The sequence below is a fragment of the Streptomyces sp. NPDC048383 genome (assembly GCF_040651775.1).
Taxonomy (GTDB): domain Bacteria; phylum Actinomycetota; class Actinomycetes; order Streptomycetales; family Streptomycetaceae; genus Streptomyces.
In genome coordinates this window covers 17,826-32,633 of record NZ_JBEZKS010000065.1, presented here as the reverse complement: position 1 = coordinate 32,633, position 14,808 = coordinate 17,826, and the positions used below count along the sequence as shown (strand labels likewise).

The 14,808-nt window shown below is 72.3% G+C and carries 14 protein-coding genes and 1 pseudogene; 5 read left to right on the top strand and 10 right to left on the bottom strand.

Annotation, left to right across the window (positions count from 1 at the left end; translation table 11 throughout):
• Window positions 1-26 precede the first annotated feature (26 nt).
• Window positions 27-488 carry an ATP-binding protein gene (locus AB0D46_RS32855; protein WP_362882917.1) on the bottom strand — a complete coding sequence of 154 codons (462 nt, stop codon included), beginning with the start codon at window positions 486-488 and terminating at the stop codon, window positions 27-29.
• A 587-nt stretch (window positions 489-1,075) separates the two neighbouring features.
• Here AB0D46_RS32855 and AB0D46_RS32850 point away from each other — a divergent pair.
• Window positions 1,076-2,047 (top strand): acyl-ACP desaturase, encoded by a 972-nt coding sequence (locus tag AB0D46_RS32850; protein WP_362882915.1) that lies wholly within the window; start codon window positions 1,076-1,078, stop codon window positions 2,045-2,047.
• 133 nt (window positions 2,048-2,180) lie between these two features.
• On the opposite strand, the gene AB0D46_RS32845 is transcribed toward AB0D46_RS32850, so the two are convergent.
• Complete coding sequence (locus AB0D46_RS32845) at window positions 2,181-2,423, bottom strand: WhiB family transcriptional regulator (RefSeq protein ID WP_362882913.1); 243 nt, start codon at window positions 2,421-2,423, stop codon at window positions 2,181-2,183.
• 128 nt (window positions 2,424-2,551) lie between these two features.
• Between AB0D46_RS32845 and AB0D46_RS32840 the strand changes: the two are divergent.
• Window positions 2,552-3,213: pseudogene (locus AB0D46_RS32840) on the top strand (TetR/AcrR family transcriptional regulator).
• A 201-nt stretch (window positions 3,214-3,414) separates the two neighbouring features.
• Here the strand turns inward: AB0D46_RS32840 and AB0D46_RS32835 are convergent.
• Window positions 3,415-4,281 (bottom strand): alpha/beta fold hydrolase, encoded by an 867-nt coding sequence (locus tag AB0D46_RS32835; RefSeq protein WP_362882911.1) that lies wholly within the window; start codon window positions 4,279-4,281, stop codon window positions 3,415-3,417.
• Window positions 4,282-4,427: 146 nt separating this feature from the next.
• Between AB0D46_RS32835 and AB0D46_RS32830 the strand changes: the two genes are divergently transcribed.
• Window positions 4,428-4,862 (top strand): VOC family protein, encoded by a 435-nt coding sequence (locus AB0D46_RS32830; RefSeq protein WP_362882909.1) that lies wholly within the window; start codon window positions 4,428-4,430, stop codon window positions 4,860-4,862.
• Window positions 4,863-4,907: 45 nt separating this feature from the next.
• Here the strand turns inward: AB0D46_RS32830 and AB0D46_RS32825 are convergent, their stop codons facing one another.
• The 3 genes from AB0D46_RS32825 to ligD are packed head-to-tail and all read right to left on the bottom strand — an operon-like array spanning window position 4,908 to window position 7,397.
• Window positions 4,908-5,420 carry an HAD domain-containing protein gene (locus AB0D46_RS32825; protein ID WP_362882907.1) on the bottom strand — a complete coding sequence of 171 codons (513 nt, stop codon included), beginning with the start codon at window positions 5,418-5,420 and terminating at the stop codon, window positions 4,908-4,910.
• Window positions 5,410-6,309, bottom strand: a complete 900-nt coding sequence (locus AB0D46_RS32820) for a DUF3626 domain-containing protein (RefSeq protein WP_362882906.1) — start codon at window positions 6,307-6,309, stop codon at window positions 5,410-5,412. The genes AB0D46_RS32825 and AB0D46_RS32820 overlap by 11 nt, the downstream gene beginning before the upstream one ends.
• Before the next feature lie 53 nt (window positions 6,310-6,362).
• Window positions 6,363-7,397 carry a non-homologous end-joining DNA ligase gene (ligD, locus tag AB0D46_RS32815; protein ID WP_362882904.1) on the bottom strand — a complete coding sequence of 345 codons (1,035 nt, stop codon included), beginning with the start codon at window positions 7,395-7,397 and terminating at the stop codon, window positions 6,363-6,365.
• 75 nt (window positions 7,398-7,472) lie between these two features.
• Between ligD and AB0D46_RS32810 the strand changes: the two genes are divergently transcribed.
• Window positions 7,473-8,540, top strand: coding sequence for an ATP-dependent DNA ligase (locus tag AB0D46_RS32810; RefSeq protein WP_362882903.1), 1,068 nt, complete (start codon window positions 7,473-7,475; stop codon window positions 8,538-8,540).
• A 112-nt stretch (window positions 8,541-8,652) separates the two neighbouring features.
• On the opposite strand, the gene AB0D46_RS32805 is transcribed toward AB0D46_RS32810, so the two are convergent.
• Together AB0D46_RS32805 and AB0D46_RS32800 are read right to left on the bottom strand one after the other, a co-directional pair.
• On the bottom strand, window positions 8,653-10,083 hold the full coding sequence (locus AB0D46_RS32805) for an NAD(P)-binding protein (protein ID WP_362882901.1): 1,431 nt from the start codon (window positions 10,081-10,083) through the stop codon (window positions 8,653-8,655).
• A gap of 157 nt (window positions 10,084-10,240) precedes the next feature.
• Window positions 10,241-11,233, bottom strand: a complete 993-nt coding sequence (locus tag AB0D46_RS32800) for an NAD(P)/FAD-dependent oxidoreductase (RefSeq protein WP_362882899.1) — start codon at window positions 11,231-11,233, stop codon at window positions 10,241-10,243.
• 66 nt (window positions 11,234-11,299) lie between these two features.
• Between AB0D46_RS32800 and AB0D46_RS32795 the strand changes: the two genes are divergently transcribed.
• Entirely contained in the window at window positions 11,300-11,788 is a 489-nt protein-coding gene (locus AB0D46_RS32795) for an NUDIX hydrolase (protein WP_362882898.1), read from the top strand.
• A 67-nt stretch (window positions 11,789-11,855) separates the two neighbouring features.
• Here the strand turns inward: AB0D46_RS32795 and AB0D46_RS32790 are convergent, their stop codons facing one another.
• Together AB0D46_RS32790 and AB0D46_RS32785 are read right to left on the bottom strand one after the other, a co-directional pair.
• Complete coding sequence (locus AB0D46_RS32790) at window positions 11,856-12,518, bottom strand: GPP34 family phosphoprotein (RefSeq protein ID WP_362882896.1); 663 nt, start codon at window positions 12,516-12,518, stop codon at window positions 11,856-11,858.
• Between the two features lie 170 nt (window positions 12,519-12,688).
• Window positions 12,689-14,785 carry an MDR family MFS transporter gene (locus tag AB0D46_RS32785; protein ID WP_362882894.1) on the bottom strand — a complete coding sequence of 699 codons (2,097 nt, stop codon included), beginning with the start codon at window positions 14,783-14,785 and terminating at the stop codon, window positions 12,689-12,691.
• Window positions 14,786-14,808: the final 23 nt, after the last annotated feature.

Genomic DNA, 14,808 nt, shown 5'->3' with positions numbered 1-14,808 from the left:
ACGACCGGGCCCGGTCCGGTCCGCCCTCAACGGGAGAGTAAGGCCCAGGACTTGGTGCCGCCCCGCGGGGTCAGTACGGGGGTGAGCCCCCAGTCCCCACCGCCGGACTCCACCGCCCGGGCCAGCAGCCACATCGCCCGACTGCGCTGCCGCCGGCACTCCTCCCCGTCGTCGGGCGAGGCGTGCGCGGGGTGCTGGTCGTAGAGGACGATGCGCAGCGCGTCGAACTGCCACCGCACCGTGAGCGTCATCTCCAGGCCGGGCGTGAACCGGTCGGCGCAGGAGACGAGCTCGGAGGCGGCGAGGGCGGCGGTGCCGCACAGGTCGGCCAGCCCGTGCCGCAGCAGCAGGGACCGTACGGTCGCCCGGGCGGCTCCCGCGCCGTGGGGGCCGCCGGGCAGGCGTACCGAGTGGCGGAGCTTCTCCGCGAGGGGCGGGGCCGACCGGAACTCGCGGTCCACCGGCAGGCCACGGAGGGTGCCCGTCATCGTGCTGCTCCCACTTCTGCTGTCCTCGGTGCGGGGTGCGCGCGGAGCGCGCGGTGGCGTATTGCGCCGGTGATGCGGTGTGCGGGGGATGCCGTGCACAGGGGGGATGCGGGGGGATTGGCCGGGCGAGGTGGAGCGGTGTACAAGAGGGTGGTGCGGTGTACGTGCGGTGGGGCGCGCGTCGCCGCCTCCGGCCGAACCCACTGGGGAGGGCAAGCCGGCGCCACGGACCCGGGGTCGCCCCGCGTGAGATCCGCGCTACCGACCGTAGCGCAACAGCGGCCACCACTGCTACCACTTGTACGGCTACATGATCTTTTCCCGTGGCATGTCAGGACCTGCGCCGACCACGCCCCCATGGGGCCTCGGTTCGGCAACCCGGAACGTCAAATTGAGAGACCGTCGTCCTCTTTCGGCGTGATTTTCGAACCACAAACCCCGCTCAGCACGCTTTCAAACTGCGTAAATAACCGGACGTAACGGCGCATAGCCACCCCTGGGGCTTGGCTGGCCTTGATGTCGCGCTTAACCTACGACTCCGTAGGCTACGGAACCGTAGGTAATTCGCTTTGCACCCAGGAGTACCCGTGACGATCACCTCTCCCCACCTCGGCAGCTCGGAGGCGTGGACCGACGCCAAGTTGCTGTTCGCGCTGGAAGAGGTGGTCGAAAAGGAACTCAACCGCCACCTGACGGTCACCAAGGACTGGATGCCCCACGAGTACGTCCCGTGGAGCGAGGGCCGGAACTTCCCCGGCTTCTTCGAGGACGGCGAAGCCTGGGACCCGGCGCAGTCGAAGGTCACCGACATCGGCAAGATCGCGCTGGTCGTCAACCTGCTGACCGAGGACAACCTCCCCAGCTACCACCACGAGATCGCGACGCTCTTCGGTCGCAACGGCGCCTGGGGCACCTGGGTCCACCGCTGGACCGCCGAGGAGGGCCGGCACGGCATCGTGATGCGCGACTACCTGCTGGCCTCGCGCGCCGTCGACCCGGACAAGCTCGAAGCGTTCCGCATGCAGCACATGTCCGAGGGATTCGAGTCGGACAACAGCCACTCGATGCTGCACTCCGTCGCGTACGTGGCCTTCCAGGAGCTGGCGACCCGCATCTCGCACCGCAACACCGGCCACCAGTCCGGTGACCCGGTCTGCGACCGGATGCTGGCCCGCATCGCGCAGGACGAGAACCTGCACATGATCTTCTACCGCAACCTGCTGGGCGCGGCCTTCGAGATCGCCCCGGACCTGACGATGAAGGCCGTCCGGGACGTGGTCGTCAACTTCCGGATGCCCGGTCACGGCATGCCCGGCTTCGAGCGGATGGCCGCGCAGATGGCGATCGGCGGGGTCTACAACCTGCGGATCCACCACGACGACGTACTCAGCCCCGTGATCCGCTTCCTCAAGATCATGGACATCGACGGTCTGGGCCCCGAGGGTCAGCAGGCACAGCAGGAACTCGGCCTGTTCATGGACGGGCTCGACAGCGAGGCCCGTAAGTTCGACGAGCGCCTCGCCGCCCGCGCCGCACGCGTGGCCGCCCGCAAGGGCTGAGACCGGCCCCCGCCGCCCCTGTGGGGCGGCCCACGACGAGAGCCCCGGGAGAGCCACGCTCCCCGGGGCTTCGTCGGGTGCGGGGCGGCACCCGGGCAGGTGCGCCCGGGACGCCGCGCCCGTGGGCGGCGGGTCAGCCGCGCCGGCGCAGGGCCTGCCGTTCCGCTTCCGAGAGGCCGCCCCAGACGCCGAAGCGCTCGTCGTTGGCCAAGGCGTACTGCAGGCACGCCGCCCTGCCCTCGCACGCCCCGCACAGCCGCTTCGCGTCCCGCAGCGACGAGCCGGGTTCCGGGAAGAAGAAGCTCGGTCCCGTCTGCGCGCACAGGGCGAGGGCGTACCAGGCGGGGGTGGTGCTGGTGGTGGTGTTCATCGACATGCGCCGATCGTGGCTCCCCCCGATGTACGTCTCATCAACACGCGATCAACACCTGTGCACACCGGCATCCGGCTGCGGCTGCGGCTGCGGCAGAGAGTGAACGATCGTGCGTTCGGTACGCTGGCCGAATGGCAGACGGGCGCGTGGAGCGCGGGAACCAGACGCGGCGGACCGTACTCGACCGGACCGTGCGGATCGCATCGGTGGACGGCCTCAAGGGCTCTCGCTGGGCAGGATCGCCACCGACCTGGGGCTGAGCAAGAGCGGGGTGTTCGCCCTGTTCGGCTCCAAGGAGGACCTTCAGCTCGCGACGGTTCGCGCCGCGGTGGACGTGTTCGTGGAGCACGTCGTGCGCCCGCTGCGCGAGGAGCCGCCGGGCGTCGCCAAGGCGTGGCTGCTGTGCGAGCGGTGGATCGCCTACTCGGCGGGACGGGTGTTTCCCGGCGGGTGCTTCTTCGCCACGGTCTCCGCCGAGTTCGACGCACGGCCCGGCCCGGTGCGCGACGAGATCGCCACGGCCCGCTCCGATTGGACGCGGTACGTGGAACGGGTCCTGGACGAGGCCCGGCTGGCGGGCGCGTTCCGCGCGACGTTCGGGCCGGCGGACGTGCCGCAATTGGCTTTCGAGGTCATCGCGTTGATGGAACTGTCCAACGCCCACTCGCTGCTGTTGGACGACTCCGTCGCGTACGAGCGGGCCGGCCGGGGCATCCTCGACCGCCTGAGGGGTGTGGCGGCCGCCCCGGAGCAACTCCCGGAACGACCGCCTGCGGCGGGCGCGACCGGGTGACGGGGACGGGTCGGCCCGGACGGAGCGACCTCGCCTCTCCGGCTCGCCGGACCGGCCCGCACGCACAGCCGACCGGGCCGGCAGCCCGTACAACCCCTACGCCGCGTGCGATCGGGCGCCCGATAAGGCGAGTGGCGGGCCGGGCGGCAGCACGCCCATACCCCCCGGAACCGGGTCCGCCCCGCAACGGCCCGGGGCGGCTCAGGGGGCGGCGGCGGACTGCATGCCGGCGAGGAACTCGGTCGTCGCCGCGACCACTTCGGGGTCGCGGAGGATGCGCCGGTGGCCGAGGCCGTGCGTCTCGATGAGTCGGGCGCGCTCCCCGTAGGCCTGTGCGAGCGCCCGCGACTGCGCGGGCGTCGTCGTGTCGTCCTCGGTGTCGTGCACGAGCAGGATGCGTTCGGGAGCCGGGCCCGGATCCAGTCGGGCGTCCAGGCGGCGCCAGATGTCCGGGGTCCCGGCGAAGAGTCGGTGTTCCACATGGCCGCGCAGCGCCCGTACGACGGCGGGCCCGACGGGCAGGGCGCGGCGGAACCCGTCGATGACGTGGTCGAAGTGGGCCACTCCCCCGATGCCTACCACCCGCTCCACTCGGACGCCGTCCCGCAGGGTGAACAGGGTCGACAGGACCCCGATGGAGTGGGCCACGATCGCGGAGAACTCCCCGTGTTCGCGGTGCAGTCCGTGAATGATCTCGCGGAAGTCGCGTATCGAGGCGGCGCGGCCCCCGGACTCCCCGTGTCCGGGGGCGTCGAAGGCGACCACGCTGTGGCCCTGGGCGCGGAGCGCCTCCACGAAGGCGGCGAGCCGCGAGGCGCGCGAGGACCAGCCGTGCACCAGCAGCACCGGGCGCGGGCCGTCGCCCCACCGGTACGTGGTGACGGACGCGCCGTTGACGGTCAGCCGCCCCCGCTCCGCCCGCCCCATCACCTCGACTTCCCCGGGTCGCAACGGGGGCCGCCCGAGGGGCCGGATGAACAACGCGAAGGCGGCCTTCCCCGCAAGGCCCGGGGCCACCCGGGCGGCGATGTCGAGGGTGACGCTCACCAGTGCAGCCATGGGACGCATGCCCACTCCTTCGGGATCTCCGCAGAACCGACCGGCGTCGGCCGGACCCCAGCAAGGATATCAGCACGGCCGTTCGTGCTTATTTAGACCCCACCCCGTCCCCCCGTCCAGCACCGATGTCTCGACGCGCCACTTATGGTGGTCCGATGTCAACGATCAAGCAGTTCCAGGTCACCTTCGACTGCGCGGACCCGGAGCGCGTCGCCCGTTTCTGGTGCGAAGTGTTGGGCTACGTCGTACCGGCTCCGCCGGAAGGGTTCGCCACCTGGGACGCCTACAACCTCTCGCTGCCGCCCGAGCGTCGAAACGCGGGCTTCGTCTGCTCCGATCCCTCAGGAGCGGGCCCGCGCATGTACTTCCAGCGCGTCCCGGAGGGGAAGGTCGTCAAGAACCGGGTGCACCTCGACGTGCGGGTCGGCACCGGTCTCGTGGGCGCGGAGCGCCTCGCCACGCTTGAGGCCGAGTGCACCCGACTGGTCGCGCTCGGCGCGGTACGCCAACTCGTCCTCGTCGCCGACGAGGAGAACGAGTCGTGCATCGTGATGCAGGACATCGAAGGCAACGAGTTCTGCCTCGACTGAGGAGCCGCCGGAAACGCCCCTCGCCCCGCTTCCCGGTCGACCGCCTCAGGCCACGAGAGTGGTCAGCCAGTGGGCGAGGGCTTCGAAGTCCGGGTCCCTGAGGCCGGTACGGGGGTCGACCCGGTGGAGGAAGGTGGGCTGCGGGTGGTGGGCTGCGACCCAGGTGCGGTCGGCCGGGGCGATCTCGTCGTCGAACCAGGCGAACGCGCGATCCCCCGCCCAGGCCAGGAGGGGTCGGGTCTTCCAGTGCAGGCCGTCCCGCCCCTCGTCGGCAGCGGGCTCCGGCCACTCGACCACCGGCAGCCGGGGCAGTCCCAGGATCGGGGCGACGGTCTCATTGGCCTCCTCGACCCACGTCGTCGCCCACACCGGATCGCAGGGCAGCGTCAACAGCCGGGCGCCGAGGCGAGGGTCGAGCCGACCAAGCAGCGGGTTACCGTACGTCTCCCACCGACCCGGGTACGTGCCGTACCCCGACCCTCCGAAGGGAATCAGCGGCCCGTCGACGTCCAGGAACAACAGCGGACGACGCCCCGGCCCGGCCGCTTCACTCACCATCGACCACCACCCCCGCCATCGATACCGGGGGCACCGGTGCGTCGGTGGCCTGCGCGGGCGCCCCGAACCGCGCCAGGTAGTGCCACACCTTCTTGACCGCCCGGGGGTCGTGGAGGCCGGCGCTCGCCGCACGCCCGACGATCCGAGGATCGAGCACGCCGTCGACCGCGATCCGCGTCCCCAGATCGACGTGTTCCCGGCCGCGGTAGTCCGGGTGACGTCGGAGTTCCTCGACCCCGAGCCGAAAGCCGGGGTGCCACTCCACCGGGCAGCCGACACGCAGGGCCGCGGCCTCGACCGGCGTGCGGCGGTAGCAGGGGTCCAGAACCAACGCCTCCACGTCGCGGCGAAGCCGGACCGGCCCGTGCACGTGGGCCTCGATGTAGTCGTCCAGCGCGTCCTGCCGATCCGCGAGGGCGAGGGCGACGAGCCCCATGCGGGCCGCGACGGCGAAATCCGAGGGCTCGAGGAAACTGTCCGGGTAACAGAACGTCGTCCGCTCCAGGCTCTCCGCGGTCAGCCGGAAGTGCGCGGAGCCGAACCGCGGCGCCCCGCCGAACGGCTTGCGACGGAAGTTCAACGCGCCGTAGACGGGGCGCTCATGAGGGGTCGCCGCGTCGTACGCGCCGTCGAAGATCCGGCTCTCCCAGCGCCATCGGTCGCCGCCGGGATGAGCGGTCAGGCCGCCGTTGCTGGTCCCCGTGACGAACTGCGAACGGTAGACGTCGTCCTCGGCCATGGCGTCCAGGATCGGTACGCCCTGCGACAGGTGGTCCGGGTGGAAGTTCAGGGTCACCCGTAGCGTCGGATCCAGTGGAGGGCCCGACGCCCGTTCCGCGACGTGCCGAAGGGCCCGGTCCTGTGCTGTCGGAGGTGCCACGAAACTCATCCGCACAGTGTTCCCCAACATGATCACTCGGCGCTCGCCGAATGGTCGCCCGCTCAGGCGGTGTCGGGGGTGTCCTCGTGCTTCGCCCGGCTCGGCTGGACCCTCTTCGGCTCGCCCGGCATCTTGGGGTAATCCGGAGGGTAGGGCATGTCCCCCAGCCCGTGATCGTGTTCCTGCCGGTCGGCGAGTTCCAGGATCGTGTCGAGCGAGAAGGCGTGCTCGTCCATCTCGGCGTGCAGGTCGCCGAGTTCGGCGAAGCGGGCCGGCATGGTCACGATGTCGAAGTCGCGCGGTTCCGCGTCGTCCACCTCGTCCCACCGCAGCGGCGCCGAGACGGGGGCGTGGGGGCGCGGGCGGACGGAGTACGCGGAGGCGATGGTCCGGTCGCGCGCCGTCTGGTTGTAGTCCACGAAGATGCGCTCGCCGCGCTCTTCCTTCCACCAGGCCGTGGTGACCTTGCCCGGCATCCGCCGCTCCAGTTCCCGACCCAGGGTGATGGCGCAGCGCCGCACCTCGGTGAACGTCCAGCGGGGTGCGATCGGCACGAACACGTGCAGGCCGCGCCCGCCCGAGGTCTTGGGCCAGCCCCGTAGCCCCAGTTCGTCCAGCAGGGCCCGCAGTTCGTGGGCGGCGGCCACGGCGTGGTGGTAGTCGGTGCCGGGCTGCGGATCGAGGTCGATGCGGAGTTCGTCGGGCCGGTCGGTGTCGTCGCGGCGCACCGGCCAGGGGTGGAAGGTGAGGCAGCCCAGGTTGGCGGCCCACAGGACGGCGGCGGGCTCGGTCGGGCAGATCTCGTCCGCCGTGCGGCCGCTGGGGAAGGCGATGTGGGCGGTCGGGATCCAGTCGGGCAGGTTCTTGGGAGCCCGTTTCTGGAAGAAGGACTCGCCCTCCACGCCGTCCGGGAACCGTTCCAGGGTCGTGGGACGGTTGCGCAGGGCGCGGGTGATGCCGTCGGCGACGGCCAGGTAGTACTCGGCGACGTCCCTCTTGGTGAGTCCCCGCTCGGGGAAGTAGATCTTGTCGGGGCTGGACAGCCGTACCGCCCGTCCGCCCGCGTCGAGCTCGATCGCACCACCCGCAGCAGCCATGTGCGCCACGGTAGGCGGGCTCGCCCGGGTGCGCATACCGGGCGGGGCCGGACGTACCACCGCAGAATCCTGTACATGGAACTGCCGGTGATGCCCCCCGTGAAGCCGATGCTCGCCAAGTCCGTGTCCGCCATCCCGGCCGGCATGCAGTACGAGGCCAAATGGGACGGTTTTCGGGCGATCGTGTACCGCGACGGCGCCGAGATCGAGATCGGCAGCCGCACCGGTAAGAGCCTGACCAGGTATTTCCCCGAGCTGGTGGCGGCCTTGCAGGACAACCTGCCGGATCGCTGCGTCGTGGACGGCGAGATCGTGATCGTGCACGACGGGCGGCTCGACTTCGACCGCCTGACCGAGCGCATCCATCCCGCCGCCTCCCGGGTGAAACTGCTCGCCGGGACGACACCCGCCAGTTTCGTCGCCTTCGACCTGCTCTCCCTCGGCGACGACGCCTTCCTCGACACCCCGCTCGCCGAGCGCCGCAGCGCCCTCGTCCAGGTCCTCTCCACAGCCCGTCCCCCCGTCCACCTCGCGCCCGCGACCACCGATCCCGCGCTCGCGCGGGAGTGGTTCGAGCAGTTCGAGGGCGCCGGATTGGACGGGGTGATCGCCAAGCCCCTCGATCTCCCGTACCGGCCCGATGCCCGCCTCATGTTCAAGATCAAGCACGAGCGTACGGCCGACGTCGTCGTCGCGGGTTTCCGTTTCCACAAGAGCGGTCCGATCATCGGATCGCTGCTTCTCGGGCTCCACGACCAGCACGGAACCCTCCAGCACGTGGGCGTCTGCGCGGCCTTCCCGATGAAACGCCGCGCCGAACTGGTCGAGGAACTCGAACCGCTGCGCCTGGACGATCCGCGGGAGCACCCCTGGGCTGCCTGGGCCGAGGAGTCCGCGCACGAGAGCGCCCGCCTGCCCGGCGCCCAGAGCCGCTGGACCGGCAAGAAGGACCTCTCCTGGGTGCCGCTGCGCCCCGAGCGCGTCTGTGAGGTGGCGTACGACCACATGGAGGGCGACCGCTTCCGGCACACCGCCCAGTTCCGCCGCTGGCGCCCGGACCGGACCCCGCGGAGTTGCACGTACGCCCAGTTGGAGGAGGTCATCGGCTACGACCTCGCCGAAGTGCTCGGGGCCCGCGGCTGACGCGCCGCCCGGGGCCCGGCCTGCGGCCCCTCGGTGGCCGCGGCGCACCACGGACCGGACACCGGGGAGCCGCAGGCCCTGGCCCCGGCCCTGGCCCCGGCCCCGATGAGTCTCAGACCGCCGTGAGCCGCTCCCATCGCGCCCGGTCCGGGCCCACCGCGTTCGGGGCGTAGTCGGGGCGGGCGGCCAGCCATCGGGTCACGCGGGCCCGGACGCGGGGGTCCGCGTACGCCCGTGCGGGGGGTTCGGCCAGGTGGCGGACCTTCGCGCGGGCCCGCATCACCTCCGGGTCCTCCAGCGCGCAGTCGAACAGCGCGGCCACCTCGCGCGCCGTCCCCGTACGGCCGGCGCGGGTCGCGAAGCGCTCCCCGATGGCCGAGTCGGCGACGACCTGGAAGTCGAACCAGGGCTTCAGCGTACGGACGGCCCAGTCGTGGTACTCGGCGGCGAAGCGGAGCGTTCCCGGATCCCGGTGCGCCGACCGGGCCACCCGGTGTGCGGCCCACAGGGCGAGCGAGGTGCCCTGCCCCAGGGTCGGGTTGGTGTGGGTCAGGGCGTCCCCGACCGGGACGAGTCCGCTCACCACGGGACCCCGCTCGTCCGCCAGGGCGCTCCACCGGTTGTCGAGGCTCGCCATGGCCAGTACGCCGGACAGCGGTTCGGCCCCGGTAGCCAGCCAGGCCTCGCCCGGCGGGAAGGCGCGGGCGGCGGCGTCGAAGACGGCCGGGGTGCGCAGCGCGCCCCGGCTGGGGTCGTCGGTGTGCACGAACAGGGTGACGGCGAAGATCCGGTTGTCGGCCGGGAAGACCGCACAGCCCGCGAAGCCCCCGCCGGTCACCGTCCACGGCCGGCGCGGCCCCTCCTCCATGCCCTCGGGCAGCCGGTACCAGCGGCAGAAGTACGCGAGCCCCGTGCGGTGCCGTTCGACGGCGGCGGGACGGCAGCCGGCCGCCGCCAGCAGGCGCTCGACGCCGCCGCGCCGCCCGGCGGCGTCCACGACCAGGTCCCCCTCGTACGCCCCGTTGGCCGTGGTCAGCCCGGTCACCCGGATGCCGGCGCGGGAATCGGCCCGGGGGTCGGTTCCGGTTCCGCTCCCCTCCTCGCCCAGCGTGACGAGCCCCGCCACGGGTTCCCCGTACCGGGTGACCACGCCCTGTTCGGCGCGCAGGGCCGTGGCGAGCGCGCTCTCCAGCACGATGCGGCGGGCCTGGAGCATGACGAGGTCCTCGTCGCCGGGCAGCGCGGGCGGGCGGGCGTCGAACCAGTCCAGTTCGTGTCGCTCGCGGGCGCCGAGCCGGAGCATTTCGGCGTGTACGTCGGGCAGTTCGTCGAGCAGCACCTTGCGGGCCGCTCCGAGCAGCGCGTGCGGCTGCGCCGCCTGCGGTACGGCCGGTCGCCGCCAGCGGAAGAAGTCCCGGTCGAGGGCGGTACCGGGGGCGCGGGTGTCCCGCTCGAACAGTTCGGCGGTGTGCCCGCGCCGTGCCGCGAGCAGGGCCGTGGCCAGCCCCGCGATCCCTCCGCCGATGACCAGTACGTGTGCCATTGCGTCCCCCTGGGCGGCCGATGAACCGTACGACGATCACACCGCCAGAGCCTGCACGGACGAGCCTCGAACAAAACCCGCACGGTTGTCCGAATCGCCGTGTTCGCGGCCGCCGCCCGGCCTCCCCGGCACCCGGCGACCGGCCATCCGTGCGGCCCTACCGACCGCCCTCCCCGCCCCCGGCCCGCCACGCCGCGACCGCCTCGCGCGTCTCCTGCGCGACGAGGTCCGCGTTGATCGCGGCGCCCGCCCGCACGCCCTGGGCCGCCGCGCCGGCGACCTGCTCCACCGGGGAGGTCACGTTCCCGGCGACCCACACGCCCGGCAGGGCCGTGGCTCCGGTGGCCGCCTCGGACTCGACGCAGGTACCGATCGGCGCCCCGCCCCGCTCCACCGTCGTCGTCGGCAGACCCAGGCCGGTCAATACGCCCGAACGGGCGGTGAACCGGGGAGCCACCACCAACGCCCGACACGCCACCGTCGCGCCGTCCGCCAGCGCCAGCCCCGTCAGCCGGTCCCCGTGAACGACCAGGCCCGTCGCCTTCCCGTCGACCACGGCGACGCCACGGGCGGCCAGCGCCTCCCGGTCCTCGGGGCCGAGCCGCGTGCCGTGCGCGACGAGGGTCACCCGGGGGCTCCACTGCCGCCACAGCAGGGCCTGGTGCACCGCGAGCGGGCCCGTGGCCAGCACGGCCAGGGGTTGGTCCCGCACCTCCCAGCCGTGGCAGTACGGGCAGTGCAGCACGTCCCGCCCCCAGCGCTCCCGCAGCCCGGGCACCTGGGGCAACTCGTCCACCAACCCGGTCGCGACCAGCAACCGCCGTGCCCGGACGGACGAACCGTCCCCGCAGCGCACCAGGAAGCCGCCCTCCTCCCGGTCGGCGGCGACCGCGGTCCCGGCGCGCCCGGACCGGAACAGCGCCCCGTAGCCGGCCGCCTCCTCCCGGCCCCGCGCCAGCAGCCCGGCGGGGCTCTCACCGTCCCGGCCGAGGTATCCGTGCAGGTGGGCGGCGGGCGCGTTGCGCGGCGCCCCCGAGTCGAGCACCAGCACCGATCTGCGGGCCCGGGCCAGGGTCAGCGCCCCGGCGAGCCCGGCGGCTCCGCCGCCCACGATCACCACGTCGTATTCGGTCCGCGTCACATCGTCCATGGCCGCGAGGGTGCGCCCGGCCGGCGGCGCTTGACAAATCACGTTGCCGAACCGGCAAATGGAACCATGACCGACGGGAACGAACGCCCCGGACGAGCCGCGCCCCGCCCCCACGCCGTGGTCGGCGTCGGGCTGATCGTGATCGGGGCCGATGACCGGATCCTGCTCGGGCAGGCGCACGACGGCCGCTGGGAGCTCCCGGGCGGCAAGGTCGACCCCGGTGAGGGCTTCGAACAGGCCGCCGCCCGAGAACTGGCCGAGGAAACGGACCTGCGCGCCGCGCCCGGGGCCGTCGAGGTGCTCGCCGTCGGGATCGACTCGGCGTCCGGGGTGACCCGACTGACGGCGGCCGCCGTCACCCGTTCCGCCACGGGCACGCCCCGCGTGACCGAGCCCCACAAGATCGTCCGCTGGGAGTGGTTCGCCGCGACCGGGATTCCGGCGGAGCTCTACGCCCCCACGGCCGCGGTGCTGCACAGCTGGCGCCCCGACCTGACCGCTCCGCCGCAGGACGCCTCGTACACCTGCCGCAACAAGGCCGACGCCGACTCCTGAACGACGGGCCCGCCGCGGCCCGTCCGAGGCCCGCCGGGCCCGCCCGACGGCCTCCGCGCCCCGAACCTCAGGCGGTGGCCGCCACCACGGTGGCTGCGGTGACCGCGACCATCACGGCCTGCATGTCGCGGATCGCGACGCGCACGCTCTCGGCCGCCCACTCGTCGGCGGCTATCTCCCGCATCCTCGGGACCACCGCCTTGCCCTCCGCCCCCGGGAAGGCCAACTTGTGCAGCTTGGCCGAGTGCAGCAGGGCGATCAACCCCGCCGTCCGCTCGTCCGGCTCGGCGCCCTCCAGCACGACCGCGGCGAGCCGCTCGCGCAGGGCGCGCTCCACGGAGCCGTCGGCCTCGGGGTAGCGACGCTGCGGGAACACCCCGAGGACCTTGCGCACTTCTTCGACGACCAGCCCGCGCTCCCCCAGGCTCTCCAGGGTGGCGGCGACCGCCTTGGTGGCGTCCTTGGTCAGCCACTCCGTCACCCGACGCTTGTCCCGGTCCCGCAGCCAGGTCCGGATCGACAGGATCCTGCCGTCGAGCAGCTTTTCCCCGGTGGGGGTGGGGTCGACGAGCGTCAAGTACTTGCCCGACACCGACACCCGTTCCGCCATGACGAGTTCGAGCAGGAGGGCGCCCGCGACCGCCCATCCGGCCGCCTGCCGCTGCTTCGCCGCCCCGGACTCGTCGTCCAGGGACAACAGCATGATCTCCTCGGCAAGTGTGATCGCCATGCTCGTCCCCCGTCGTCCCCGTCACCGCACGCGTCTCACCCCGTAGGACGTCCGGCGTCCACCCGGAGTTCCCCCGGCTCCACCCGGAGTTCCGCCGGTCCGCACGGGAGTCCCCCGGTCCGCACGACGGTTCCCCCCACGCCCGGCGAGAGCGAACCGGAGCGCCCCCCTCAGGCCCGCTGCCCCGCGTACGGCGCGAAGTTGCCCTCGGCCAGGTCCTCTGCCAGCAGCCGCTTCGCGATCGCGTCGGCCGCCACCCGCAGTTCGGCGCTGCGCGGCCGGCCGCGGTCCTTCTCCAACTGGTCGCCGAGCCACTGCGCCCAGGCCGCCGAGATGACGTCCGCCTCCCGCTGCCCGGCCCGGGTGAGGGAGAAGAAGTGATCGTCGCGCGTGAGGTATCCCTCCTCCACCATCCGGTCGTAGACGGGGAGCAGGACCTCGGGCGGCACGGACCGCCGCCCGGCGATGAGGCCGAGGCTCGCGTGGCCGATCGTCCGGGTCATCCGTTCGACCTGCATGACCGCCCACGCGCCCGCGATGTCCAGCCGGGTGTCGGAGGCGTTCACGATGCCCCGCGCGTCCTGCGCGCCCATGTTCCGCACGATCTTCCCGACCGCCAGTTCCAGCAGCTTGGCGGAGTCCCCGGAGGCCGTGGCGGGCGAACCGAAGCCGTCCCCCATGTCGGTGGATCCGGCGCGGGCCGAGTCCCGCAGCTTGACCTCCTTGAGGAACAGCGCGACCACGAAGCCGACCACGGCCACGGGCACCGTCCACAGGAACACCGTCTGGATGGTGTCCGAGTACGCGGCGATCACCGGGCCCGCCGCCTCCGGATCGAGACCGCGCACGCCCATCGGGCTCTGCGCGGCCGCGGCCAGCCGCGCGGGGTCCTCGCCCGTGGCGCGGGCCGCCTCGCCGACCGCCGTCTTCAGGGCGGGGGCCAGGGTGTTGGCGTAGATGGTGCCGAACACGGCCGTCCCGAAGGCGCTGCCCAGCGTACGGAAGAAGGTGACGCCGGAGGTGGCCGTACCGAGGTCGGCGTAGTCGACGGTGTTCTGCACGACGATGGTCAGCACCTGCATGCACAGGCCGATGCCGGTGCCCAGCACGAACATGTAGAGGGACGCCAACCAGGCGCTGGTGCCCGGTCCCATCAGCGACAGCAGGTACAGGCCGAGGCCCATCACCGCGCAGCCGAGGATGGGGAAGATCCGGTAGCGGCCGGTCTTGCTGACGAAATTGCCGCTGAAGACGGAGGCGATGAGCAGTCCGATGACCATCGGCAGGGTCCGGACGCCCGAGATGGTGGCCGAGTCCCCGTCCACGTACTGCAGGTAGGTCGGCAGGAAGGTCATCGCGCCGAGCATCGCGAAGCCGACGACGAAGCTCAGGACGGAGCAGATCGAGAAGACCGGGTTGCCGAACAGCCGCATGGGCAGCATCGATTCCGCGGCGCGGACCTCCGCCAGGCAGAACAGGGCCAGGGCCACGACGCCGCCCGCGAACAGGCCGATGATCACCGGGGAGGACCAGGCGTACTCGTTGCCGCCCCAACTGGTACCCAGGATCAGGGCGCTCGCGCCGACCGAGACCAGCGCGATGCCGAGATAGTCGATCACGGTCCTGCCGGCGGCGCGGACGGTGGGGATGGTCCGCGCCGCCGTGATCACCACGAGGATGGCGATGGGCACGTTGACGTAGAAGCACCAGCGCCAGCTGAGGGAGTCGGTGAACAGGCCGCCCAGCAGCGGCCCGATGACGGTGGCCACGCCGAAGACGGCGCCGATCGCGCCCTGGTACTTGCCGCGTTCGCGCAGCGGCACCACGTCGGCGATCAGCGCCATCGCCGTGACCATGAGTCCGCCCGCGCCGATGCCTTGGACACCGCGCCACAGGATCAGCAGCGTCATGTTGCTCGCGAGGCCGCACAGGAAGGAGCCGGTGATGAAGACGATCGCGGAGATCTGGAAGATCAGTTTGCGGCCGAAGACGTCACCGAACTTGCCGACCAGCACCGTCGAGACGGTCTCCGCGAGGAGGTAGGCGGTCACCACCCACGACATGTGGTCGCCGCCGCCGAGGTCCGCCACGATGGTGGGCAGCGCGGTGCCCACGATGGTCTGGTCGAGGGCCGCGAGCAGCACACCCAGCATGATCGTGCCGAAGATGACGTTGCGCCGCCGCCGGTCGAGCACGGGGGGCGCGGGGGCCGTGGCGGGGGCTGTGGTCACACATCGCACTCTCACAGCGCCCCCGCCGTCCCGCATGCGGCACGAGGCCGTACGGGTGA